Consider the following 25532-nt stretch of genomic DNA (forward strand, 5'->3'; position numbering starts at 1 on the left):
GTACTCTGTGAAACTCTGCGGTTAAAAACTGCGTAATGTGAGTAACTAAATAAAATAGTTACACTTTTTTGCACAAAAAACTTATATTGCCCATTAAAATTTGTAACAACGTAAAAGAGCTTACGTCTAAACAGTAATCACTGAGAATACACCAACAATAAAACTACCCCCTGAAGCAGCGAGAGAACCATGATTTACGACGGCTTCCCTATTTATCAACAGCTCGACAAAATGGACTGTGGCGCAACTTGTCTTCGGATGATTGCCCGTCATTATGGTCGATTTTACTCCCTGGAATACCTGCGCGAACTCAGTCACGTAGGCCGCCAAGGAGTAACCCTGCTGGGCATCAGCGACGCAGCAGAAGCCATTGGTATGCAAACCCTGGCCGTAGAAACAACTTTCGAACAATTGGCTTCAGTGATCCCCATGCCTTGTATAGTCCACTGGGAAAACGAGCATTTTGTCGTTGTTTACCGCATTTACAAAAACCGTGTTTGGATTGCCGACCCCGCTAAAGGACGTTACCTATTGGACAAAGACGAGTTCATGCGGCATTGGATTGTCGAATCTGAAGAAGAAGAACCACATGGAGTAGTCCTCTTGTTACAAACCACCCCCGAGTTTTATTCCCGCGATGGCGAAAAACAAAACAAGGGTGGCATCGGCTACATCGCCAAATATTTCCGCAATTATTCCAATCTGGTTATCCAGCTTTGTGTCGGTTTGTTTTTGGGCATGTTGTTGCAACTCATTTTTCCATTCCTCATTCGAGGGGTCGTGGACGTGGGCATTGGCAACCGCAACCTCAATTTCATCACCCTCGTATTGGTTGCTCAAGGCGTTTTGTTTTTGACCCAGGTTTTGATTGAATACATCCGTACTTTCATCCTGTTGCACGTCGGGGTGCGGGTCAACATCAGCTTGATTTCCGATTACTTGATCAAGTTGACGCGGCTGCCGATCCGTTTTTTTGATAGCCGGGTCATGGGCGACTTGTTGCAACGCATCTCCGACCACGAGCGGGTACAACGTTTTTTGAGTTCTACCACCTTACTTTCAGCGTTTTCTTTCTTCAACCTCTTGGCCTTCGGGATCATCCTGGCCTCCTGGAACCTCCAGGTATTTCTGGTTTTCCTGATTGGTACTGTTGTAAATTTCTTGTGGGTAAACTGGTTTATGCAAAAACGGCGTGACCTGGATTACCGCCATTTTGCCCAATCTTCCGAAAATCAGGTCAACCTGATGGAGATGGTCAACGGCATGCAGGAAATCAAGTTGTACAATGCTGAAAAACAAAAACGTTGGGCCTGGGAACGTGGGCAAGCCCGGTTGTTCCGCACCAACATGAGCGAGCTGCGGGTCGAACAATTGCAACGCGCTGGGGCAGTAGCCATCAACGAAGGCAAAAACCTCCTGATCATTTATCTCATCGCACAAGCAGTGGTCAATGCCCAAATGAGTCTGGGGATGCTCGTCGCCGCACAATACATCATCGGGCAGCTCAACAGCCAGATCAATCGTTTGGTCGACTTCTTACAAGCCTGGCAAGAAGCCTCCATCAGTATGGAGCGCATCAACGAAATCCACCTGAAGGAAGACGAAGAAAACCCTCAGGAGAAAATGACCATTTTGCCGGAAACGGGCGATATCGTTATCAACAACGTAAGTTTTCATTACGAAGGCCCCAGTTCACCGATGGTGCTCAAGGGAATAGATTTGCGCATCCCCAAAGGTAAAACCACCGCGATTGTGGGCCGCAGCGGCAGTGGCAAAACGACTTTGCTCAAACTGCTCCTCAATTTTTACGAACCCAGCGAAGGCACCATTCGGGTAGGAGATGTATTGATGCGCAACCTCAGCAACCGCATCTGGCGGGAAAAATGCGGGGTAGTTATGCAAGAAGGTTACATTTTTAACGATACCATTGCGCGCAACGTAGCCCTCGGTGACGAAATCATCAACAAAGAAAAACTGCTTCGCGCAGTAAAAGTAGCCAACATCCAAAGCTTTATTGAAGCTTTGCCGATGGGCTACAATACCAAAATTGGCTCCGAAGGACTGGGTTTGAGCCAGGGCCAAAAACAACGTTTGTACATTGCCCGCGCGGTGTACAAAAACCCGGAATACCTGTTCTTCGATGAAGCCACTACCGCTCTCGACGTGTTCAACGAAATGGTGATCATGGAAAACCTGGATGAGTATTTCCGCCGTAAAACCTTGATCATCGTGGCGCATCGCCTCAGTACCGTGATGAACGCCGACAACATCATCGTGATCGAAGATGGAGAAATTGTGGAACAAGGCACCCACTCGGAGTTGACCTACTTGCGAGGAGCTTATTATCAGTTGGTGAAAAATCAGTTGGAACTTGGTTCTTGAGTAGTTGAGAAGGTTGAGGAAAGTTGAGGAAGGTTGAGATCTGGTCGCTGAGCGAAGTCGAAGCGCCGATCTCAACCTTCCTCAACTTTCCTCAACCTCCTAAACCAATAAAATGAAAGAATTAGAAGACATTGAAATCCGCAGTGAAGAAGTTCAGGAAATTCTGGGGACCCCCCCTTCCTGGATGGTGCGTTGGGGGAGCTTGAGCGCCTTTGCCTTGTTTGTGGTATTGATGTGGTTGTCTTTTTTGGTAAAATACCCCGATGCAGTGGACGCCGACATTCGTTTGGTGTCCAAAGATCCGCCTGTACGCCTTACCGCATTCAATGCCAATCGGATTGATGAAGTCATCGTAAAAAACAATACTCGGGTAGATTCAGGGCAGGCGCTAATCGCCTTTCGCAGCACCGCTAATTTTCGACACGTCTTATCTCTTGAAGATTACATCACCGCTTTACCCAGCATGCGGGATGAAGACTTATTGAAATTTAAAGTCCCTTCCAATTTGGTACTTGGAGAATTGCAAGCAGATTTATTTGATTTCCAGGACGTACAACTCAAGTACAATTCTGAAATGTACAAAAACCTCTCCAGTTCGGATTTACGTTCTTCCCAAAGCCGGATCAGCCGCTTGGATCGGAGCCTCGACTACCAAAAGGAAATGCGGCGGCAGATTCAGGAACAAATTGCCGAGGCTGAACAGGAACGCAAAAACAAAGAACACCTGGTATCAGTCGATCAAGCCTCACAAGAAGATGTCAACCGGGTGCATCGGCGCATCATGGAATTGAATAAAGAATTGATTCGGACCGAAACAGAAATCCGTGACCGGGAATCTGAACTTTCCGCTTTGCGGATCAAGGTGCGGAGCCTGGAAAGTGGTGCCGACAATGAAACCAATTTTGCTTCGGATGTATTGAGAGAATCGTTTACACGCTTACGAGAAGGGGTCAATACCTGGAAACAACGCTACATCATCGAATCCCCGCGCAGTGGTTTGGTGCAAATTGTTGGTCGGAATGTAGCCGAAAACAGCTTTGTGTACAAGGATGAACAATTGATGGTGATTCTGCCGAACAAGAACAAAGAGATTGTAGGCAAAATGTTCATCCCATTCAATCGTTCGGGACGGGTAAAAATCAAGCAGAAGGTAATTGTGCGCCTTGAGAGCCTGGATTTTCAAGAGTTTGGTGTACTGGAAGGTGAAGTCGCCTGGAAAGCCTTATCGCCCCGCGACGATGGCGAAAAGTCGGAAGTAGCGGTTGAGGTAATTTTTCCCAATAAAATGATTACCACGGCTGGTAAAGTAGTAGCCACTGAAGAGGAATTGTATGGAGAGGCTCGCATCATCACTGAAGAACGCCGGTTTATTGAACGGATTTTTTCGGGTATCCGAGGCTATAGCAACTATTAGACTTGAGGCGAGTTGATTATCAGGCAATTGATGAAAATAGGGTTCAAGTAAATTGGTACTTTTCTTGGCTCTGAACTCAAAAGAGCCTTATACATCTGTTCCAAGGCTAATCAGGAGTAGGGTAAACCTAATTTTTCAACATCCTCCATTTCTGGGGATGGCATAAATCACATTGCCGGAAACAGATAAATTGAAGACCTTATTGTTTACAGAAGGCAGCAACAGTTGCCAGGTTTTTCCCTTATCTGATGATCTAAAAATGCCGCTTGGATGCCCACAAAAGAAGTCGTCACCAACCTGCACAATTGAGGCAATGGAGAGGCTTGCCGGAAGGCCAGCATCAATGGGCTGCCAGGTTTTACCGCCGTCGTAGGATGTGCGTACTCTTCTGGTCTCCGACGTTGTATTGTAAGTGATGGCCGCGAATCCACCTTTGATGTTTTCCACCGCGATGCCCACACCGCCCTCACTAATCACAGTATCCCAGTTTTCTCCACCATCGGTTGATCGTATTATCCCCACCTGGCTGGTTGCCAAGAGTACCCCGTTTGACTCCACCATTTTCATTGCCCAGCCGCCATCATGGACTAGTTTCCAGGTTTTTCCATTGTTGGTGGATCTAAAAAGGCCCTTGTCGCAACCGATAAAAACGGTGCCTCCGGTAGTTTCAAAAACAGTGCGTACCTCTTTCTCTGGAAAATTGGTGTAGATGGGCGACCATACACTTGTTCCATTTGTTTTTTGTAAAAATTGGCCAGCGTAATTGTAGGCAAATATCCCGGTCTTGCCGGGGGTTATGCTGCTGTGTGCGGCAGGAAAAACCTCTTTTTCCCAGGAAGGAGTGGTGGAATTTGATTTGCTGTGGTACATCCCATTGTCAGCACACCAATAGAACCCCTTGTCATTTGCAAAGAAACCCTCTCCCTGCGCATTTCCGGGTAGCCCTTCGCTAATGTCCTGCCAGGTTTGTCCGCCATCATTGGATTTTAAAACGGTGTTTACAATTTCCGCCCTAGTGCTATCTTGAGCTGTGATTGGAGATGAGGGGAATTGAAAAAGCAGCAAAAAAGCAAGGTTATGGATTTTCATGGCCTTCATTGGTTTCGTGAAACAATGGGGCAAAGGTAGGGGAGGGTGATTGCGCTGTCGCTTTTTAATTGTAAAAGCTTGTAACGGATATGTAAAAGGTTTGGAAAGGAGCGAAAACTTTGGGAATTGGCTTTATTCTAGTTAACCTCAGGTTTTTTAACCGCAGAGTTTCGCAGAGTGCACGCAGAGTTTCACGGAGTTTTTAAGTTAGGCCATCTGCGATGGCAAAGAGTGCTCAGAGGCCGCATTGAACAGCAGTTGGTACGAAAAAATCAAATTTCAGTAGTGCCCGAACGCTCGCCACCGCAGGTGGCAAACTCCTTAAAACTAAAAGGAACTCCGTGAAACTCTGCGTGCACTCTGCGAAACTCTGCGGTTTAAAACTGCGTAATGTGAGTTAGTAAGAAACTTTTCCTGGGAAAATCTGGATGAGGATTTGTCGGTGCTGGGGCTGCTGGAGGGGCGGAAGAGTGTGAAAAGGGAAATTGTTCCTGAATGAGACTGGTCTTGTCTTTTGACCTCGATCATTTTTTTGGTATTGGTTTGATGAATTTTATTTGCCCTTGCGAAGCTCCTTCACTTCTTCCAAATCCAGCTTTCGCTTTCCAAAAATCCTTCGATTTTTACATCTTCTCCCAATAGCTCAGACAAGAAGTCTTCGAGTATGCCGAAGTTCTTTTTGTCGCGCAGCATTTTTTTCGCTGCCCAATCAAATCGAATGTGCTTTTGGGACATGGAAAATTACTTTTCAACAAAGATAAGATGTTTTAGGGGGTAAAAGTGGGTGGTTTTTTGTGTTTTTCACCCAGGAGTTGCAGCATATCTGTCAGTCGCGACGTATTGGAGTCGTTAATGGTATGCGCTGCTATTGGCAGCAGTTTTTACTTTTCATCCTCACGTTCAAAATAATCAGAAATAGTGGTTTCTTCCTTCAATGCTGATGCAATGATTTCATTTTCGCAAATAAATTTTGTGAATATTTGAAATTCGATGCAAAATTCTTCTGTTAATTCTACCAAGTTTGGAAAAGCGACAACTACATTTTCTTTTTTCGCTATCATTTTATAAAGCACCAGATTTTTAGAGGGACCCGAGTAAAACTTTTCAATTTCGACAGTATCTAATACTACTAAATTTTCTCGATTAACGAGGTCTGATTCAAAGCAATACTGTGGATGGTGGGTATACTTAAATGCTTTGGGGTGTTTAATGAAGTTAGTCCACCTTTTAATTTTTTTTGTAGTAATGAAATTTTTCTCAAAAAACGTTCTCAAAATTTGATTCTTGTCCTCGGGATTGATTATTTCAAAAATTTCATATATTCTTTCCACATTTTGATAAAGCCAAAAAATATACGTCTTAAAATAAAATTCAGATGAAAATCCAGTCGGATTTATTTGAGAGAAATTATCATAAATTTGTTGATGTAACTCCATAAATTGACATCCTAAACAGTTATGTTCGTTCGAATTGTCATTAATTAATTTTGTATATATTTTGCAAGCTTCGTATTTCCCATCTCCATTTCCTCTTATTAGGTACTTATCAATAAGAGACATGCATTCGCTGTTTATCTTTTGTAAGTCAGCCATCTTTTTATTTTTTTAATTGCTGTCAAGTTAAATATGGATGCGGTGTTGCCCACCATTGAATTTGCGGCTTCGCTGTGTGGGTCGCATAAGTGACCATGCATTGTTCTCGATTTTATCTTACAAGTTTGAGTTTCAGCATAGCAATTTTATATTCCAAAAAGGCTTTGCTGAATTCAACACAGTACTCGAAATTGCTGAATGAGTATTCTTCTTGGAGCCCTGTATTAGTTTTGAGGGTTATCCCGCCATACCTTACTATTGGAATTTGATAGTTGTCTTTAAATCGCAAATCTTGCGAACCGTTTTTATTCACTTTTTTCCAAGTGTGTTCTATTGTTTTAGTGTCAGATGGGACTTTGTCTTCTTCGACGAACCTAGTAGTTTCAAAATCAAATTCAAGTTCGTCGTAGCCTATCAAGGCGAAATTCTCTCTATCTTGAAACATCACTATAAACGAAGGGTAGAAGTATAAATCCGCGCCATTTGCATTTTGAAAATGCAATGCTGGATAATCGGTCTTGATTTCTGGTAAATTTTGGAAATCAAATTTTACTTCCTTCTTTTGAATAACAGTAGAAGCAACTGACCTTGTTTGTGCTCTGTTTTCAGAATGGGCACTCGTCACGTCCCAAATCTTATTTGAGGTTATCAAATTTTGATACGCTGAAACCATGTTGTTGTATTTAGCTTCAATCTCTTGCTCAAATCCTATGGTTATTTTGACGTAGCAACTTTCCAAGCATTCATGTAGTCCTGCAAGGGTTTCCTTTTGTGTTTTTATATCTGTTTTTATTTCCTCTTTTATTTTATTTTTTATTAGTCCAATCAAGAAAAGATAACTTGCTCCCAACTTGATTTTTGAAGTTGTTAAAGCCGACTTTGTTTTCGATATATCTTTTCTCAAATCTTTCCGCTCTTCCCTTGCCGTCAAAATGGCTTGTTTTATTCCTTGCATATCTTGGCTTGTGATTTCCTGAACGTCTGCGCTAAAAATATTTTCAGACGGATCAGCCAAATACTCAAAGCCATTTTGAGGTGGCTGAGTCGGGTTGTTACCGCCAGATATTTTTTGTCGGTTGTGAATTCCCAGTCCGGGGATGCTCGTATTTAGGTGCGTCCCTGACTTCCCAAGTGTGAGGCTTGCGCCCTGAAAGCCTATCGAGGTGCTTATCCCACTTTTACTGAAATTGAGGTGAACTCCGGGGATGATTTTTATTCGTCTGCGAAAACTCCAAGCCATGATTGAGGTCTTTATTTATATTTTCATTATTTTCTTGCTCTTGTTCCCGAGAACAAATGTATTACCACAACTAGTCAAAATCTGTGTCACACTTTTTACTTAGTCGTCAGTTGCGGACACTCGCATCGTTTTACCCAGATGCAATGCACTTGCCGCATCCAAATATAATCTATTTACATCAAGTGTACAAGCCAGCAACAAAATAATTTCACAAAAGCCTATTACCCCTCAGCCCTACAAAATCCCATTCCGCATCACCCCACAAATAATCCCCGTCGCCACCCCCGCATTCAGCGACTCCGCTCCACCAGCCACATGTCTTGGAATCGAAATCGCCCGGTCAATCAATGGAATGTACTCCTCCCGAATCCCCTTGCCCTCATTGCCAATGACCAGCAAAGCGGGATGTTGCACTTGTACCTCAAACACATTTTCCCCACTCAACAGCGCCCCATAAGTCGTCAAGCCAGAAATTCCTGCTTTGAGCGCAGGCAACTCCACCACTGCCGTTTTGATCCGCAAAAAAGAGCCCATCGTTGCCTGGATCACCTTGGGATTGTAAACCTCCACACAATCCGGTGACAAAAACACCTGCAGAATCCCAAACCAGTCGGCGATGCGCAAAATGGTGCCCAGGTTGCCCGGATCTTGAATGCCGTCCAGGTACAAAGCCAAATCTGTAGAAAAATGCTGATTCCAGTCAAATTCGGGCGGCATTTTAACAATAGCCATCACCTGATTGGGCGTTTGAAGGGTAGAGATTTTTTCCAGCTCGGCGGATGTGATGGGAATGATTTCTATTTTTCGCCCGGCAAACAAGCCTTGATGGTTTTCCAACCATTCCGGAACCGCCAGGATACACTCCAGCTCCCACTGAGGGAAAGCCACTAATTCACGCACTATTTTATCACCTTCGGCCAAAAAGCATTGCAGTTCGCTGCGAAACTTCTTCTTTTGCAGTGCCGTAATATATTTAATTTTGTTTTTTGAAAGCATAGTGATCCTGTAGAAACCATGTCGAAATCAAAGTACAACCCACTGTGGATGAGTTTGGCCCTGGGCCTGTTGCTGAGTAGCTGTAATACTACAAAGTTTTTGGATGTTGATCAATTTCTGCTGAAAAAAAACCAGCTGCTGATCCACGAGGAAGAAAAAATTGCCAACAAAGGTACGCTCACCTACGAGATGGAAACCTTGTACAAACAAAAGCCCAACAGCAACTTATTCTTTGTGTTTCCTCGGGAATGGTTTTGGTTCAAAACGAATGAACCCGGCGATACCTCGGGATTTGACCGTTGGCAACGACGGGTATTGAGTGAAGTTCCCGCTATTTTTGATGAAAAACTGTGCAACGAAACGGAAACGGCCATCGAGGACTACCTCAAAAACAAGGGCTATTTTAATTCAGAAGCGATTTATGAGGAGGTGCTGCGCAAAAAAAAGGCCTGGGTAACTTACCACGTTTACCCTAAAAAACGCACGTACATTGATACGCTCATTTACCATTCTTCGGATCGTACGGTGGACTCCATTTTACAATCCCTCAAGCGCGAAAGCCTGCTTAGAAGTGGTGAACCCCTCGACAGCCGCCTGTACGACCAGGAAAAAGAACGCATTGCCCTGTACATGCGCAATCAGGGTTACGCCAATTTTTTGTCTAACTATGTGGCCCAATTGACCGCAGATACCAGCAACAAAAAGAATGGTGCCCTGGTCACCCTGGAAGTCCTTCCACCGCTAGAAGACAGTGTCCATCAATCGTTTAAAGTGGGGAAAATCGTAGTTTTTCCCTACTACTCCCCAGAGCAGGAATCGCCTTACCACCCCATGGAAGATACGCTCATCCAGGGGCTCATTTTTAGGAATGAACCGGATAGTAGTTTGTATTTTCGGAGTACCGTTTTGGTGGATGCCGTAAAAGCTCGGGTTGGTTTGCCATTTAGGCAGACCGATCTGGAAACAACCCAGCGCGAATTGGCGGCCAGCGGGGTATTCAAATTTGTGCGCATCAAACAGCTCCAGAATGCGGAAGACCCCACTTTGTTGGACATCTGGATTTTCTTGACGCCTAATCCAAAATTGGAAATGGGTGCCGACTTTGAGGTTAGTCTTACCAACCGGGCCACCCAACTCCAAAACCTGAACTTGATCGGCTTTTCGCTGCGCCCTTCAGTACGCAACCGCAATATTTTTAAAGGTGCTGAAACCCTGGTGACCAGTTTAAGAGCCGGGGTTGAAATCAATCCGCTTGCCTCGAAGGAGCGTTTGTTCAATACCCTGGACATCGGGTTTCAAAACGACCTTTACCTGCCCAAATTCAAAGATTACCTGGGCATCTGGAAATTGGTAGACGATGTGACCAATAGCCAAAAAAAGCAACAATCGGGTGCCGGTTTGTACAACTTATTGAAAGAAAATGCTTCCAGTAGATTTTCACTGGGCTATAGTTTCACCAAACTCATTGACTTTTACGACATCAGCATTTTTAACATGAACTACGGTTTCGAGTTCAAACAAAGCAAACAAAGAACTTATTCCATCACCAATTTTGCTGCCGAATACTTTAAATCTAAACTGACTCCCACTTTTATTGACGTCTTTAAAAACCCATTGTTGATCCGCAGTTTTGACCCGAGGTTTATCGTAAGTATATTGTTTCGGGAGATCAACTACGATTATGTGGGTAAAACCAATAGTCGGGGTGAAAACATCCAAACCGGAGTCAGTTTTGAAACAGCGGGCAGTGAATTGTCGGCCATCAACGGTATCACCAATGCCATCACTGGGAAAAAGGACACCTTTGAGATCGACAAAATTGATTTTGCCCAATATGCCCTGTTGGAAACTTCATTGAAATACTACCGTCAATTTACGCCCAAAACCACCCTGGCCGCCCGCCTGGGTTTTGGCATTGTGCGTCCTTTTGGTACGTCGGATGTGGTTCCTTTTATCAAACAGTTTAGCGCCGGAGGGCCCAACAGCATCCGGGCCTGGCCTGCGCGTGGACTTGGCCCCGGGGGCTTCATCGATACCACTACTTTTCAAAACTCAGGTGCCAACAAAAACCTGTACCTGGTCAATACGGGCGACCTCTGGCTGGAAGGCAACCTGGAGTACCGCTTCAACATCTATTGGTTGCTCAACGGGGCTTTCTTTTTGGATGCGGGCAATGTTTGGAACATCAAAAAAGACCCCAGTCGCCCGGGATCTCCTTTCTTTTTTACCGACCCCGATCGCCCTTCCGAAAACCCTGCTTTGGGGCAGTATGATGCTTTTTACAAACAAATCGCCATCGGTAGTGGCTTTGGGCTACGTTTGGACATCCGTTATTTTATCCTGCGCCTCGATTTGGGGATGAAAATCCGTTATCCTTACCGTTGGGATGGGGAGAACTTTTGGAATCCACCGAGTCGCTGGTTCAAGCGGATGAATTTGAATTTGGGGCTGGGAATGCCGTTTTAATTGAAATGTCGCACGACACAGATAAATAAATACAACGAATGAATTGGATTCGGCTTCGCCAAATCTTTTTAACACGACGACGCGACGGGACGACGACACGACGATCTTCGCGCTACGCGCTCAGTGTGTATACGACGCAAAGCGTCGTATTGAAGCGGTAGCTAATCCGTCGTGTCGTCGTCCCGTCGCGTCGTCGTGTTAAAAAAAGCAGCGAAGCTGCTTTCTATCTGCGTAATGTGAGTTACTCCGGTTCATTTCAACTAATTCTCCACCATGATCCCCGCAATTTTCCCCCCATTCAATTCTACCTCAATCGTTAAAGGAGAATCGGTAAATTGGAGCGTCAAGCCCTGTTCAGTAGCATTGATCGTCGCCAATTCCAGTTTTTTGACATTGCCACCCAATTTGGTCAAGACCTTCAAGTGTTGATCCATCGGAAAATCTTCCTTGAAACCAGGCGCAAAATGGCTGTCCATCATCGCTTTGATTGCTGTTTCATCACCAGAACCAATGGCCAGCAAAAAACTTTTGGCCAAATCGTCGTACTGGGATTGACCAACAGGCACGGCTTTGGATGGGTCTTTGATGTTCAGCGCAGGTACAAAATCGGGCAGGATACAGGCCCGCGCACATTGAGTTGCCAATTCCTGGTATTCCCGCTTGGTCGCATTGGTCAGGAAGATCACGGTCAGGTCTTCATCGACGTAGCGCAGGAAGTCGCAAAAGTAAATACCATTGCCGCCATTGTGGGCAATCAAGGTCGTTTGGCGCGGAGTGGGAAAAATAGCCCAACCATAGCCGTAATAACTGCCCGCACCTTCCCCTTCTTCGATGTGGCGGCCATAATACTTGGCTTTGGCTTCCTTGCTCAGGATTTTTTCACCCAATAGCGCCTGATGCCATTTGTACAACTCTTCCACATTACTCAAGATGCCACCGTTGGCGCGCAGGTGCCAATAAGGTCCGTCGCTGGCCCAGTTTTTTTCATTGATCTTGCCCCAATTGCGTTCGCCACGGTAGCCAGTGGCCACATTGGCTGATTTCCAGTCAGGTAGGACGTAACCCGTTTGAGTCATGCCCGCTGGTTTGAAGAGTTGTTTGTTGAGGAAGGCCTCATAGGGTTCTTTGGTCACTTGTTCCAGGATGATGCCCAGGAGACTGAAGCCCACGTTGGAGTATTCATAGGCTTTTCCTGGAATGAACAACAAGGGTTGGTTCATGGCGAGCTTGACAAATTCCTTAGTAGAGATACTGGTGTAATCGTCGCCAATGGCACCCGGAAAACCAGCGCTATGGGTAAGCAGGTGGTGCAGGGTAATGCCTTGCTTGTCGGCAGGAACATTCGGGAAATATTTGCTGATAGGGTCTTCAACTTTGAGTTTGCCCATCATTTCCAGTTTGAGGATGGCTGCCCCAGTGAATTGTTTGGTGACCGAACCGACGCAAGAAATGGTTTGAGGCGTAAAGGCCGTTTTAGCCTCGCGGTCACTCAGGCCGTACCCTTTTTTGAACACCTGTCCTTTCCAGGCCACCAGCACACTGCCACTAAAGTTATGTTGTTGGTTCAATTCGCTCAAGAAGCGGTCAATTTTGTCAAAAGCCGGGTTTTGCCCACTCAAATGGAAACAAAATAGGAGGAGTAGGGCTAAGAAATTAATTTTCATAAGGATTGATTTTTTGATTTCGATTCAAAATTGGCGGCTTTCCCCGTGTTTTTCTGGAGCTTTATGTGAAATGCCCTGGCTTTTATGTAAACGGGAAAGTGAAGTAGGAAAAAAGGGTCAATTTTGTGGCCTAAATCAATACGGTGAAAACACAGCAATCGAATTACTGGCTACTGCACCTGGCTTTTTGGCTGCTGTACATCCTGGTACAGTCGCTGGTGTACATGAATTTTTATGAATTTGAAACCATTAAGGTGATCAAAGAAACGGGGGAAGAAATTGTAGAACGCACCACCTTCCCGGCTACCTTTTTGATCTCCTTGTGGGTGCAATTGGTGGAATTGCCGGGTAAATTGCTAGCGGTTTACCTGCATTTGTGGATTTTGCTGGAGGGCTATTTGTTTCGGCAACGTTTTAGCCAATACTTTTTAGGCCTGGCATTGGTACTCTTGTTTGCCAATTTTATGCAAAGTTTTTTGCTGCTTTTTCTGCCCGTGCCCAGGTTCATGTACGACAACCAGGTACCCCAATTCATCACGGCTACACGCAGCCTGCAATACATCTTTACCTGCATCGCGGTGGTGGGTGTTACCGGGGCTTTGGAAGTTTTACGCCACTATTATCAGGAATTGACCCGGCGACAAGAAGTGGAAAAGCAACACATCGCGACTGAATTGCAATTGCTCAAAGCCCAGATTCATCCCCATTTTTTCTTCAATACCTTAAATTCGCTCTATGGACTGGCGCTGGAAAAATCAGAGCATACTCCGGCCAGCATCCTGCGTTTGTCCGAATTGATGAACTTTGTGCTGTACGAAGCCAAGGCCAAAGATGTACCGCTGCAACGCGAAATGGAGATCATCGAAGATTACATCGCCCTGGAAAAATTGCGCTACGGCGAACGGGTGCAGGTCGCCATCAACAAAACGGGTTCCACGGCAGAGTGGAGAATCCCCGGCCTCTTGTTGTTGCCTTTTGTGGAAAATGCTTTTAAACATGGCGTATCGCCCGAAACGGGGCAAGCCTGGTTGAACATCAGCCTGCAAGCGGAGCCCAATCAAGTGAAATGGGTGGTGGAAAATAGCGTGGGCAGTTCAACCAACCCCAACCAGTCCCCCGGATTGGGACTAGAAAACGTACGCCGCCGCCTGGAACTCTTGTACCCCGCGCAACACCGCCTGGAAATACTGGAAGAAGAGGATGTTTTTATGGTTGTATTGGAACTCAAGCAATGAAAAAAATTCGCTGTGTTATCGTTGAAGACGAAGCCATCGCGCGGCAGATTTTGGACAAATACCTGGCCGAACTGAGCGATTTTGAGTTGCTGGCCACCTTCGACAACCCGGTGCTGGCCCAAACTTATTTGCGGGAAAATGCGGTGGATTTGTTGTTTCTCGACATTGAGATGCCGGGTTTGAATGGTTTGTCTCTGCTGCGATCCTTGCAAACGCCACCCAGGGTAATCATCACCACTGCCTACCGGGAATACGCGCTAGAGGGATACGACCTCAATGCCGTGGATTACCTACTCAAACCGATTTCTTTTGAACGATTTCAAACGGCTTTGTACAAACTTTTTGAACTCAATGCTTTTACTCCCAAAATTGCTCCGGCCACAGAAGCTGCACCCGCCTTTTTGTATTTCAAATCGGGCAACAAATGGGTGCAAGTGTTTTTGGATGACATCCTCTACATCGAGGGTTTGAGCAATTATGTCAAAATTGTAGGCAGCAAAGGAACCACAGTGGTTTATCAAAAAATGAGTTACCTGGAAGAAAAACTGCCCAACAGGCTTTTTTTGCGCATACATAAATCCTACATTGTGGGGCTAAACAAAATCAAAGCTTTGTACAGCAATGAGCTGGAAGTGGATGGAAAATTGTTGCCAGTAGGGGAGAAGTACCGGCCACTGATCAAAGCGCTGATTGAGCAACAAAGCATTTGAGCTTTATATTTTATCACTAGCCGCAGGCTGGAAACTATAACACAAACAAAAAACATGAGAATCTTCCGCACTACCCAGGGCATCGTCATTGAATCTGACGGCCAGTATTTCCTGTCTGCTTCCAACGATTGGGACAGCTTCCTCAACCGCGACGACCTGTTTCAGGAGTTAAAAAAAGAAATTCAATACTTACACCCTGACGGCGATTTACAGAACTTGTTGCGCAACAAAATCCTGGCACCCATTGTCAGCCAGGAGGTTTGGGCATCCGGGGTGACTTACATGCGCAGCCGCGAAGCACGCATGGAAGAATCCAAAGACTCCGGTGGCGGCGATTTTTACGCCAAGGTATACGACGCCGAACGGCCAGAATTGTTCTTCAAAGCCACGGCTGCCCGTACTGTCGGCCCGGGCGCTGAGGTATTGATTCGCCGCGACTCCAAGTGGAATGTACCCGAGCCTGAGCTGACCCTTTGCATTTCTTCTTCGGGCGAAATAATCGGCTACACCATCGGCAACGACATGAGTTCGCGCGACATTGAGGGTGAAAACCCATTGTACTTGCCCCAGGCAAAAAGTTACGATGCTTCCGCCGCCTTGGGCCCTGGTATACTGGTGATGGAAGCGCCCATCTCCCCCGAAACGGAGATTTCCATCCAGATCAAACGCACCAATCAGGTGGTTTTTGAAAACAACATCCAGCTCAATCGCATGAAGCGAAGCTTGCCGGAATTGGCCTCCTGGCTTTTCCGTGAAACGTCGTTTCCAAATGGGGTTTTCCTGATGACGGGCACGGGCATTGTGCCACCAAATGAGTTTACGCTGGCGGTAGGGGATGAGGTGTTCATTCGGATCGAAGGGATTGGAGAGTTGATGAATGTTGTGGCGATGCGGTGAGAAAGCTTACTTTAACCTGAGTTCGGAGATTTTTCTCCAAATCAGCCCAATCTTGCCACCACTAACGTGGTTCAAATGCCGTATTAGGGCATAATTGCTATAAACCTGGCCACCGCTAACGCGGTTTGGAGCTTACGTAAAATTTGATGTTGTTCGGTAAAATCTAACCGCCTTGGCGGTGGACCGGTTTATAGCATAGCAGTTACCCCTTTTGTACCTAGAGCCGCGCTAGCGGCGATAAGATGTCCATATTGATTCCGCAATCATGCCCGTCAAATTGAGGAAAGTATACTATTGGGAGAAGCAGACGATAATGATTATACTTGTCAGCCATAAAAAGTATTTAATCAGACTACTGAAGATTTTTGCACCACATAGACCCACCGCGCCGTTAAGCAATAAATGTATACTTATTGTCATTGAGCCTTTATGGCGAAAGAATAATAACATCCACATCTCAATTGAATACCGATAAACACATCTATCATCTTGTAACTCGCTATTTCAACGGCGGGAAAAAAGCCACCCACCCATTCACATCTATCATCTTTGCCAGATCACGCATCAAAATAAAATTAAAATGATGTGTGATCTGGCAAAGATGATAGATGGAATATCACTTTGACCCCTAATCCACTCGTTGAAACGAGCGGTTACAAGATATTAGATGTGATTTTGGGGCTAATCTAAAAATTGCAATCAATTAATAATCAGTTTTGTATGAAGAAATTGGTGTTTCGCGATTGCGACTTGAATTCACCCTTCCCCCTGACTCCCCCCACGATCATAATACTCAATCACCTTCTGCAACTGCTCGGCATACCCATAAATATCATCCAGGGACTTCAGTTCGAACTTGTTTTCCTTTTTGGTATGGTCAAATAGGCCGATGGATTTTTTACTACCATTCAAATACAGGCGGCAAATGGCCTTGCGGTTGTTGTCGTCCAGTAAAACCGAAAAATAACTTTGGGCATCGCGGTAATGGATGCGGGTGCCGTCGACGACGGGTCGGAGGATGGATTTTACGATGTAAAAAGCCTCTTTTTCTTGTTCGGTGGTTTCGACTACCCGTTCTTTGGGGATGTTGTCGGCATTTTCGTCCTCGCTGGCACTTTGACCTGCCGTTTCTGCATTCAGTTCATTTTCTCGATCCAGCGCCGATTTTAAACGTTCGCTGATCATTTCACTCAACAATTGGTTCAAGGAGCGTTTGGTCAACTCCGAAAACTGCATCAACACTTTTTCCGTGATTCTTCCAGTGTAAATCTGACTGACAAAAAAACGGATGAAGGGATCGGTAGGTGCCTTGAATTGTGCGGCCAATAAGGCCTTGATCTCGTTGGTATACTTCAAATCACTAGCGGCATTGGTGATGTTTTCGATGTTGAAATAGGACTTGTGGAATTTTTTCAGTTCTTCAACATCGCTATCTTTCATTTCGGAGATGTTGAACTCAAAAAAAGGCTTTTCGTCCATTTTATTGGGTTCCATCAAATCGGTGTAAAACTTGTAGTGCATCCCATTGGTCAAGATGGCGAAACGGGCGTTGCTGACGTGGAAATAACGAAACAACTGAGAGTTGTGCGGATCCAGTTTTTCTTTGTAGTATTTGCATTCGATGAGGATTTGGGGCACTCCATCTTTTCGAATCGCGTAGTCCACTTTTTCTCCTTTTTTAATGCCAATGTCTGCAATGAATTCGGGAACCACCTCCAAAGGATTGAATACATCATACCCCAAAATTTGAATAAAAGGCATGATCAGGGCATTTTTGGTCGCTTCTTCGGTTTGTATTTGTGGCAGGAGCGTTTCTACGCGGGTAGCCAGGTTTTTAATTTGATCTTTAAAATCCATGATTGAGCTGTTTAGTAGTTTTATATACAGCTCTTTACGAATAAGTGTAAAAAAGGTTACAAAAAGAAAGTGGTTTTAAAAATGGAAGACAAATTGTGAGGAAAAGCAATGTGCTAGGACAAACCGACCAGCGGCATTAGCCGCGAAACGTCAATAGCCAAGGGAACGGAGAGCGATTCCAAAGGTGCGTAGCACCGAAACAATGTCAATGTTCCGGTGCTACGCACCTCAAGCAATTCCCTGTCGCCCAATGCTATCGACGTTTCGCGGCTAGCGCCGCTGGTCGTAAGCTTAAGGTGGGAGTTTTGTTTACTACCGCTCCTTCAACAAATTCAACAAATCATCTGCCGACAACCTTGCACTCACATCCGAACCGCTCAGCAGCGAATCCGCCAAATCGCGCTTCGTCCCGTGCAATTTCAAGATTTTTTCCTCAATCGTATCCTCCGCCACCAGGCGATACACCGTGACCGGCTTCTCCTGCCCGATGCGGTGCGCCCGGTCGGTTGCCTGATCCTCTACAGCTGGGTTCCACCAAGGATCCATGTGGATCACGTAATCGGCAGCGGTCAGGTTGAGACCCACGCCACCGGCCTTGAGGCTGATCAGGAAAAGGTCGCCCTCACCCGCTTGGAAGGCTTCAATGCGTTTTTGGCGCAAGGGTAGGGGAGTCTGCCCGTCCAGGTATTGATAGCTGATGCCTTTACTTTTGATGTAATTTTCCAGGATGTGCAAGTGGTCCACAAATTGGCTGAACACCAGTGCCTTGTGGTTGTTTTCCAGCAACTCCTCCACAATTTCTCCAAACAGCCGCAACTTCGCACTTTGGTCTTTCACAAACTGTTTGTCTACCATCCCCGGGTGGCAAGCCGCCCGCCGCAGGCGCATGATTTCGGCCAGGATGCGCAAGTGTTTTTGCCCACCCTGCATGCCCTCGATGGATTGCTCCAGTTCCTCCAGAGCTTTGCGGCGTAGCGCTTCGTAGAAGGCTCTTTCTTCGCCGCTCAGTTCTACGGTCAGCGTAATTTCGGTCTTTTCGGGCAATTCTTTCAGTACCTCATCCTTGCGGCGGCGCAGAATAAAGGGCTGAATCAAACGCCGCAATTGGTCACGGCGGCTGCTATCGCCCATCCGTTCGATGGGCACTGCGAAACGTTCGTTGAAGCTGTCCATCGAACCCAGTAAACCGGGATTGATGAACTGGAAGAGGTTCCACAATTCGCCCAGGTGGTTTTCCAGTGGCGTACCCGTGGTGATGAGTTTAAAACCGCCTTGCAAACGCATAGCAGTTTCTGAACGTTTGGTGCTGCGGTTTTTGATGGCCTGCGCCTCATCCAGGATGATGGTAGAGAAGTGTTTTTGGGCAAAACTATCCGCTTCACGCGTCATCAGGTCGTAAGTGGTGATGAGGATTTGACCCGCTTTGGCTTTTTCAATTTCGGCATCGCGATCTCCCTCCCCAAACAGAATGGGGGTGAGGTTGGGGGTGAATTTGCCGATTTCGGCTACCCAGTTGCGACAAACCGAAGCAGGAGCGACCACCAGGGCGGGGCCTTGTTCGGCGCGCAATTGCAGCAAGGCCAGGGCTTGTACGGTTTTTCCCAAACCCATGTCATCGGCTAAACAAGCGCCAACGCCCCAATCCGAGAGGCGACACAACCATTCAAACCCTTCAATCTGGTATTCCCGCAAGGTAGCCCGAAAGCTTTCTGGCACCGTATAGTTCCGTTCAAAGGCATCTTTCATCCTTTGAATTGACTCTTTGAAACGTTTGTCTGCTTCCACCTGATCCAGCAAGGAGGCAAAACCATCCAAGGCAGGTGCGGCTAAGGGATGCAATTGGTAACTGCCATCCTTGTTGGGCGACATCAGCGCGTTAATTTCTTGCAAGCGGCGGCGGAATTCTTCGGTCAGCGCCAAAAACTGTCCGGGGCCGATTTCGACAAACCCATTGCGTTTTTGCTGTGACAACTCGATCAACTGGCGCATGTTCAGCACCATGTTTTCATCTACCCGCAACTCGCCATTGACATTGAACCAATCCTGTCCTGAACTGATCTTCATGCTGAATTGCCCCAGGCCAGCTACCCGCGTAATGCGGAACTTCTCGCCTTTGGGCCATTCCAAAATGATGTCCTGTTGGTCAATGAAAGGCTGCAATTGCAGCAACAGCTCCAGGCAGAGGTCGGCGTCTTCCAGTTCCCAAATGCTGTTGTGGGGGATATTGTCACGCAGCACACTCACCGATTCCAGCAAGTGCGCTTGTTTGAGCAGTTCGATTTCCAGATCACGCTCGGTGCGCAACCACTCCTCACCTACTTTGGCCACCAAATTGACCTCACCTTCACCTGCCCGCAAATAAGGTGGGTTGTCGGCAAAGGGTTTGACGTACAATTCTATGTGGAAGCCATCGCCCACGGGCAGTAGGTGGACGCAGGGGCGGGCGTCGGCTGGTACTTCGCGCGCCTCTTCGTTGAGCCCTACTACGGTAGATTCAACGTCTACCAGGGTCATCAATCCCGCCAGGGCATCCTTAAGGCGACTTTGGGCGTGGTGGGGTACAAAGAGTTTTTGCTTTTGTAGCGCTTTGGCCACTTTATAATGCTCCTCGGTGTATTCGATCAGTTTATAGCGGGTGGGTGATTCTTTGGTGATTTCGTAACCCACATTGTCGATTTCATGGGAAAAAGACAATTCGTAGCCCCCTTCAACCTCGCGGGTTTTGAGCACTGGTTTTTCGGACAACAATTGTACCGCAATTTCTGGCGATTTCATCAGAAACAAAAGGGGATGCCCCACCAAACTGGGGAAAACTGCCTCGGTATTGAGTTCGAATTGTTCAAATCCAACCCTGGTCACCGCTCTTTTGACGGCGGTCATGTCCTGCTCGGTCATGCCTTTGACTTCGCGGTTCATCAGGCGGTTGAGCGAGATGTTGCGCCCAGAGGTCCAGCCTTTTTTGCCAAAGGTTTGTTCTTTGGCCACGGCATCGTAACGTTCAAAATCAACCAACCAAATAACTCGGGTTGCTCCTTCAACTGCCGAGGGTTTGATTTTTCCGGTAAGGTTAAACAGGGCATTGAGGGCACTTTCCCACATTTCTACTTTGGGGAAAATCTGGATCATGGGGCCCCAGTTATCGCCCTCCTGTTCCAGTGCCTGCATGCTTGTTTCCAAGCGGGCATCTTGGGGATCCAAATGGTGCAAGGTAGCCCAAAGTTGCCAGGCCAACCAGCGATACCCCTTGGATTCCAGGTTTTGCGCGAGACTTTCTAATTCAGGTACATCCAATGCAGAATCGTCTACCCAAGCTACTGACAAGGCTTGGAAAAACAAGGCAATATTGTGGTTGGGTGGAAAACCGAGGGTTTGTTTGGCTTGCTCTAAAGTACCCGTAAAAGAGCCCAAGACCGCCTCCAGGTACATGTATATGGCGGTATAGTTGCCTTCTTGTTTGATTTGCCGGCGAAGTTCTTCAAGCAAAGTGTTTGAAGCACCCATGTCCAAATCCTTGCAGCGCGCCAATAAATAAAAAATGCCATTGAGGGCAGGCAAGAGGGACTTGTTGTTGCGGGTTTGTTTGCGGTACGCTTTTTGGGACAAATCAAAACCCAGGGCTGCTTCAGCGTATTTGCCTTTCACAAAATGATGCTGGGCCGCAAAACCGTATTGCCCAAACTCGTCGAGCGCCGAGGATAGTTTACCTACAGTATCCCAATCGCCCTGAAAAACGGCGATTTGGCACATCAAACGCAAAATTGAACTGCGTTGATCCGGCTGGCTGGGCAAGTTTTTGAGGTCCAACAAATATTTATAATACCCATCGAGTGGCTCCAAATACAGCAGTACGTGGGTCAGGTGGGTGATCAGCAATTGATGCCGAATGCCCGAGGGAGCTTTTTCTAACTTACTTTTGTCAAAAACCGACGGCAAAAAGACGCGCCAAATGGGCTCACCCGTTTTGGGCGAATGGGTTTCGGCAATCTGAATTTCCTTTGTAAAAGTCGCCAGGTCGTTTTGGTAATAGGCCAGTCGCGCATTGCGAAAGGCCCGTTTGGATTTATCCGGCGAATTGGTCAGCCACCATTCGGAGTCAGAAAAACGTTTGACCGAAGGAATGGCTTTGACAAAATCGGGCTCGGTCAAAAATTCCTGATCGAGCAAATAATCGGCAAATTCAGGGTCGACTACGTAGCGATCGGCTTTTTCGCGGGTTAAATACCCACTTTGCACCAGCCGATTCAGGTTGTTGCGCAAAGTCGCCTGGCTGAAACTCACCTTAAACCGCGCATCGGTGATGATGTAACTGAACTTGTTGATGTTCATGCCCTCGTAGGCGATGGCCAGGATGCGCAGGACCAATTTGTCATCAGGAGAAAGAGCCCGATAATCCCGGTACAATTGTTCAGCCGATTTACGGACGGACAAAGCCTGCACAATGATTGGATTCTTTTCCAACTTTTCCCGCAATTCCATAAATACCGCTACGCGGTGCTTACAAATCGGGCCAGCGTAATAGGGACAGGAACAATCGTGTTCTTCAATTTTGCCGTCCTCCAGCAGGAGGTCAACGCGGTATTTGTCGCTGTCGCCACGCACCAGGGCTTGCCATTGGTTGGGGCCTGCGGGAGCTAATTCCTGCACGGCGTCTTCCAAAAACATGAGTTTACCCCGTTCCAAAATGGTGGGGTGGATGTATCGTTCTAAGTCTTTAAGTGGAAAAGACATAAGTTATTTACCTTTCTTTAGTCATGATCAATTGAATGCTTTGTTGCTGCAACAAGCGGTTGAACGCCGCTACGTCGTTGGCCTTGATCGCTTTCAATTGGTTTTGCAAGGGGGCAAAAGTTTTTTTCAGGTCTTCCAGTCTTTCATAACAACCAGCGTTGGGGCGATCGTCTTGGTTGTTTACAATCGAGTACAAATAAGCCATCTGGTCGTCGATTTGAGAAGGGTAATTGATGGGATCTTGCCCGACCTCACTTTTGGTTTGGATCAATTTTTCCTCCAAATCGTTCAAAGATTTGATCAGAGGGTCACCAGCCGTTTTGATGGCTTTGGCCACATTGGGTTTGTATTTACCGCTGCGTTCCAACACATCTTTGATCTGGGTACGCCAGGAACGCAAATCAGCGATGGTAGTATGGCAAGTGTTGAACAATTCCTTTACTTGCATGGCCAGTTCGTATTGGGCTTGCAAGTCGGCGTCACTTTGAACCCAGCGGGGATCTTTTTTGATTTCGAGGACTTGCTCCTGCCGAATGCCTTTGTATTCCAGCACAATTTTGTGTGCACCAGGCATCGCCTTTACTGGGCTCATGTCAGCCAGTGAAAATTGAGCGCCAGATAAGGCTTCGGGGCCTTCATACGTCATGTCCCATTCCAGGCGGTTGAGGCCACTGCGCCAGGGCAACAGCTCTTCGTTGGCACCAGGGCTGGAAGTGTACACTTTTCTCGTTTTGCCTTGAGGATCAATGATCGAGAGTCGCATCACTGCGGTGTCACCCGCCTTTTTTTCCGCTGTAAAATAATACAGGATAGCTCCGTTGGGGCTAGGATCAGGTGCAGCAGCTCCACGGAATCCGCTGAACTGATTTCGATAGGCCACGCGAGGCTTGAATAAGGTGGCTGCAGCGTCGATGTTTTGAGGAATAGTGTGCAAGGGCGTGAGGTCATCTAGGATCCAAAAACCCCTGCCGTGGGTGGCCAACACCAAGTCATCGTTTTTCAAAGCCAGGTCTGCGATAGACACAGGTGGCAAGTTGAATTGGAAATTTTGCCAGTTTTTGCCTTCGTCAAAAGACACATACATGCCGTATTCGGTTCCAGCGTACAACAAACCCTTACGTTTGGGGTCTTCCCGCACCACTTTGACGTAGTGATCAGCCGGGATGCCATTTTTGCCATCGCTCAGCAGGGTCCAGTTTTGGCCGTAGTTGTTGGTCAAAAAGATGTAAGGTTTGAAGTCGTTTTCACGGTATTTGTGTACCGCGATAAGTGCGCGCCCTGGGGCATGGCTGGAGAGCTCGATCATGTTCACGGTGCCTTCCAGTGGAATGTTGCTGGGGGTGATTTCTTTCCAGTTTTTGCCGTTGTCGCGGGAAAGGTGCACCCGGCCGTCGTCGCTACCCGCCCAGAGTTCACCAGCGGTTTGGGCAGATTCTTCAAAGGCAAAAATGGTGGTATACAACTCAACCCCAGTGTGGTCGTGCTGAATCGGGCCACCAGGGATATCCTGGAATTTGTCTTTGTCAGTGGTCAAATCGGGACTAATGACTTCCCAGGTCCGACCGCCGTCGGGGGAGCGGTGCACATACTGCGAACAGTGGTAGACCACCTCAGGATTGTGTGGAGAAACCCGGATGGGCGCATTCCACTGAAAGCGGTAGCGAATGTCGCGGGGTGCAGTGCCATCATGCATTTGAGGATATGCCACTACATCGCGGCGATGTCCCCGACTCAAATCCGTTTTGGTGATTTGACCAATATAATTGCCCGCGTAAACGATATTGGGATTGCGCGGGTCAACGGCAATGTGGCCACTTTCGCCGCCGCCCACTTCGTGCCATAACTCCTGTGGAGTCAAAGCATTGTCGAAACGGCTGGGTATTGAGATGGTAGAGTTGTCTTGTTGGGCGCTGTACAAGCGGTAGGGAAACTGATTGTCGAGGGTAAGGCGGTAAAACTCGGTAGTAGGCTGATTGAGTTGGCTGCTCCAGGTGCGGCCAGCATTGAGGGTCACGCAGGCTCCACCGTCGTTGCCTTGTACCATCAGGTTGGGGTTGTCGGGGTTGATCCACAACACGTGGGTGTCGCCGTGAGGCACAGAGATGCGGGTGAAACTTTTGCCCCCATCAATGGATTTCATAAAACTGGTATTGAGGTTGTACACTGTGTTTTCGTCCTTGGGGTCAGCATAAATGCGCGAGTAGTACCAGGCGCGTTGGCGGATGCTGTGGTCGCGGCAAACCTTGGTGAAACTTTTCCCTCCATCATCCGAGCGATACAAACCACCTTTGGTTTCTTCCTGGGCTTCCATTTGGACCCAAACCCGGGAGGGTTTTACTGGAGAAACGGCGATGCCAACGCGACCAACCAGGCCAGTGGGTAGACCTCCGCCCAGTTTTTCCCAGGTATCACCTCCGTCGAAGCTTTTCCAAACACCTCCATCGGCACTGCCGTCGATAAAGGTCCAGGATTTGCGCTCGGCGGTCCAAAAACCAGCGTAGAGAATGCGCGGATTGCTGGGGTCGGCCACTAGTTCAATGGCGCCCGTTTTATCGTTGACGTAGAGGATTTTTTCCCAGGTTTTGCCGCCGTCCTTGCTACGGAAAATGCCGCGTTGATCACTGGGGCCAAATACGTTGCCCAATACGGCTACGTAAAGCTGGTCTGGATTCTGGGGGTGCACTACAATTTTGCCAATTTGTCCGGCTTTTTCCAGGCCAATTTGCTTCCAATGTGCGCCTGCATCGGTACTCCGATACATTCCATCACCCGGAATGACGTTGCCGCGAGGATCGGCTGAACCCATTCCGACATACACTACATTGGGATCAGAAGGAGCAACAGCAATGGCACCCACCGAAGCGGTTTTGATGTCTTGATCGGAAATGTTGTTCCAGGTCAAACCTGCATCGCTTGTTTTCCAAACACCACCACCCGTTGCCCCCATGTAAAAGGTATTGGGTTCTTGCCGTACGCCTTCCACCGCGGTGGAACGACCCCCACGACTTGGCCCTACAAAGCGGTATTTGAGCGCTTTGAGTTGGTTGGTAGTCAAGGGTGTACTGATCGGTGCGGAGGCGGTCTGAGCCGGTGGAGTGATCTGAGGCGCTTTTTTATTTTTTTGGGCAAAACTGGTCAAAGCAATGACACTCAGGAAGATGCAAAGGAGCGGCTTGGAATTCATGGTCTTCAGTAAAGGTTAAGCCGCGAATATAGGAGGAAAAGCTGGGTTTTTTCAGGAATAGTTTAGTTTTTTAAGCGT

At 47.2% G+C, this 25532-nt stretch carries 15 protein-coding genes; 6 read left to right on the forward strand and 9 right to left on the reverse strand.

The features are described 5' to 3' along the window. The first annotated feature begins 189 nt into the window (after positions 1-189). Both ACEW9O_RS27200 and ACEW9O_RS27205 read left to right on the forward strand, forming a co-directional pair. Entirely contained in the window at positions 190-2382 is a 2193-nt protein-coding gene (locus ACEW9O_RS27200) for a peptidase domain-containing ABC transporter (RefSeq protein WP_373553383.1), read from the forward strand. 112 nt (positions 2383-2494) lie between these two features. Next, positions 2495-3796: an HlyD family efflux transporter periplasmic adaptor subunit gene (locus ACEW9O_RS27205; protein ID WP_373553384.1), complete on the forward strand. Its 1302-nt coding sequence runs from the start codon at positions 2495-2497 to the stop codon at positions 3794-3796. Positions 3797-3931: 135 nt separating this feature from the next. On the opposite strand, the gene ACEW9O_RS27210 is transcribed toward ACEW9O_RS27205, so the two are convergent. The 5 genes from ACEW9O_RS27210 to ACEW9O_RS27230 all read right to left on the reverse strand — a co-directional run bounded on the left by ACEW9O_RS27210 (position 3932) and on the right by ACEW9O_RS27230 (position 8713). Next, a complete protein-coding gene (locus ACEW9O_RS27210) occupies positions 3932-4885 on the reverse strand; it encodes a WD40/YVTN/BNR-like repeat-containing protein (RefSeq protein ID WP_373553385.1) in 954 nt (317 codons plus the stop codon). 576 nt (positions 4886-5461) lie between these two features. Next, a complete protein-coding gene (locus ACEW9O_RS27215) occupies positions 5462-5620 on the reverse strand; it encodes a hypothetical protein (protein ID WP_373553412.1) in 159 nt (52 codons plus the stop codon). 146 nt (positions 5621-5766) lie between these two features. Further along, positions 5767-6477 carry a hypothetical protein gene (locus ACEW9O_RS27220; RefSeq protein ID WP_373553386.1) on the reverse strand — a complete coding sequence of 237 codons (711 nt, stop codon included), beginning with the start codon at positions 6475-6477 and terminating at the stop codon, positions 5767-5769. 112 nt (positions 6478-6589) lie between these two features. Next, positions 6590-7717: a DUF4236 domain-containing protein gene (locus ACEW9O_RS27225; protein ID WP_373553387.1), complete on the reverse strand. Its 1128-nt coding sequence runs from the start codon at positions 7715-7717 to the stop codon at positions 6590-6592. 234 nt (positions 7718-7951) lie between these two features. Further along, positions 7952-8713 (reverse strand): TrmH family RNA methyltransferase, encoded by a 762-nt coding sequence (locus tag ACEW9O_RS27230; protein WP_373553388.1) that lies wholly within the window; start codon positions 8711-8713, stop codon positions 7952-7954. Positions 8714-8731: 18 nt separating this feature from the next. Between ACEW9O_RS27230 and ACEW9O_RS27235 the strand changes: the two genes are divergently transcribed. Continuing rightward, entirely contained in the window at positions 8732-11179 is a 2448-nt protein-coding gene (locus ACEW9O_RS27235) for a BamA/TamA family outer membrane protein (protein ID WP_373553389.1), read from the forward strand. Between the two features lie 260 nt (positions 11180-11439). On the opposite strand, the gene ACEW9O_RS27240 is transcribed toward ACEW9O_RS27235, so the two are convergent. Further along, entirely contained in the window at positions 11440-12843 is a 1404-nt protein-coding gene (locus ACEW9O_RS27240; RefSeq protein ID WP_373553390.1) for a serine hydrolase domain-containing protein, read from the reverse strand. 143 nt (positions 12844-12986) lie between these two features. Here ACEW9O_RS27240 and ACEW9O_RS27245 point away from each other — a divergent pair, with 143 nt between their 5' ends. From ACEW9O_RS27245 to ACEW9O_RS27255, 3 genes are read left to right on the forward strand one after another with little or no spacing between them, the layout of a single operon-like run. Beyond that, entirely contained in the window at positions 12987-14078 is a 1092-nt protein-coding gene (locus tag ACEW9O_RS27245; RefSeq protein WP_373553391.1) for a sensor histidine kinase, read from the forward strand. Beyond that, positions 14075-14788 (forward strand): LytR/AlgR family response regulator transcription factor, encoded by a 714-nt coding sequence (locus tag ACEW9O_RS27250; protein WP_373553392.1) that lies wholly within the window; start codon positions 14075-14077, stop codon positions 14786-14788. Before ACEW9O_RS27245 ends, ACEW9O_RS27250 begins: the two co-directional genes overlap by 4 nt. A gap of 54 nt (positions 14789-14842) precedes the next feature. Continuing rightward, positions 14843-15685: a fumarylacetoacetate hydrolase family protein gene (locus ACEW9O_RS27255; RefSeq protein WP_373553393.1), complete on the forward strand. Its 843-nt coding sequence runs from the start codon at positions 14843-14845 to the stop codon at positions 15683-15685. Between the two features lie 756 nt (positions 15686-16441). Here the strand turns inward: ACEW9O_RS27255 and ACEW9O_RS27260 are convergent. The 3 genes from ACEW9O_RS27260 to ACEW9O_RS27270 all read right to left on the reverse strand — a co-directional run bounded on the left by ACEW9O_RS27260 (position 16442) and on the right by ACEW9O_RS27270 (position 25454). Further along, complete coding sequence (locus ACEW9O_RS27260) at positions 16442-17542, reverse strand: type I restriction endonuclease (RefSeq protein WP_373553394.1); 1101 nt, start codon at positions 17540-17542, stop codon at positions 16442-16444. A gap of 312 nt (positions 17543-17854) precedes the next feature. Next, positions 17855-22270, reverse strand: coding sequence for an SNF2-related protein (locus ACEW9O_RS27265; RefSeq protein ID WP_373553395.1), 4416 nt, complete (start codon positions 22268-22270; stop codon positions 17855-17857). Between the two features lie 7 nt (positions 22271-22277). Next, positions 22278-25454, reverse strand: a complete 3177-nt coding sequence (locus ACEW9O_RS27270) for a WD40/YVTN/BNR-like repeat-containing protein (RefSeq protein ID WP_373553396.1) — start codon at positions 25452-25454, stop codon at positions 22278-22280. Between the last annotated feature and the right edge of the window lie 78 nt (positions 25455-25532).

The sequence above is a fragment of the Haliscomenobacter sp. genome (assembly GCF_041740695.1).
Taxonomy (GTDB): Bacteria; Bacteroidota; Bacteroidia; order Chitinophagales; family Saprospiraceae; genus Haliscomenobacter.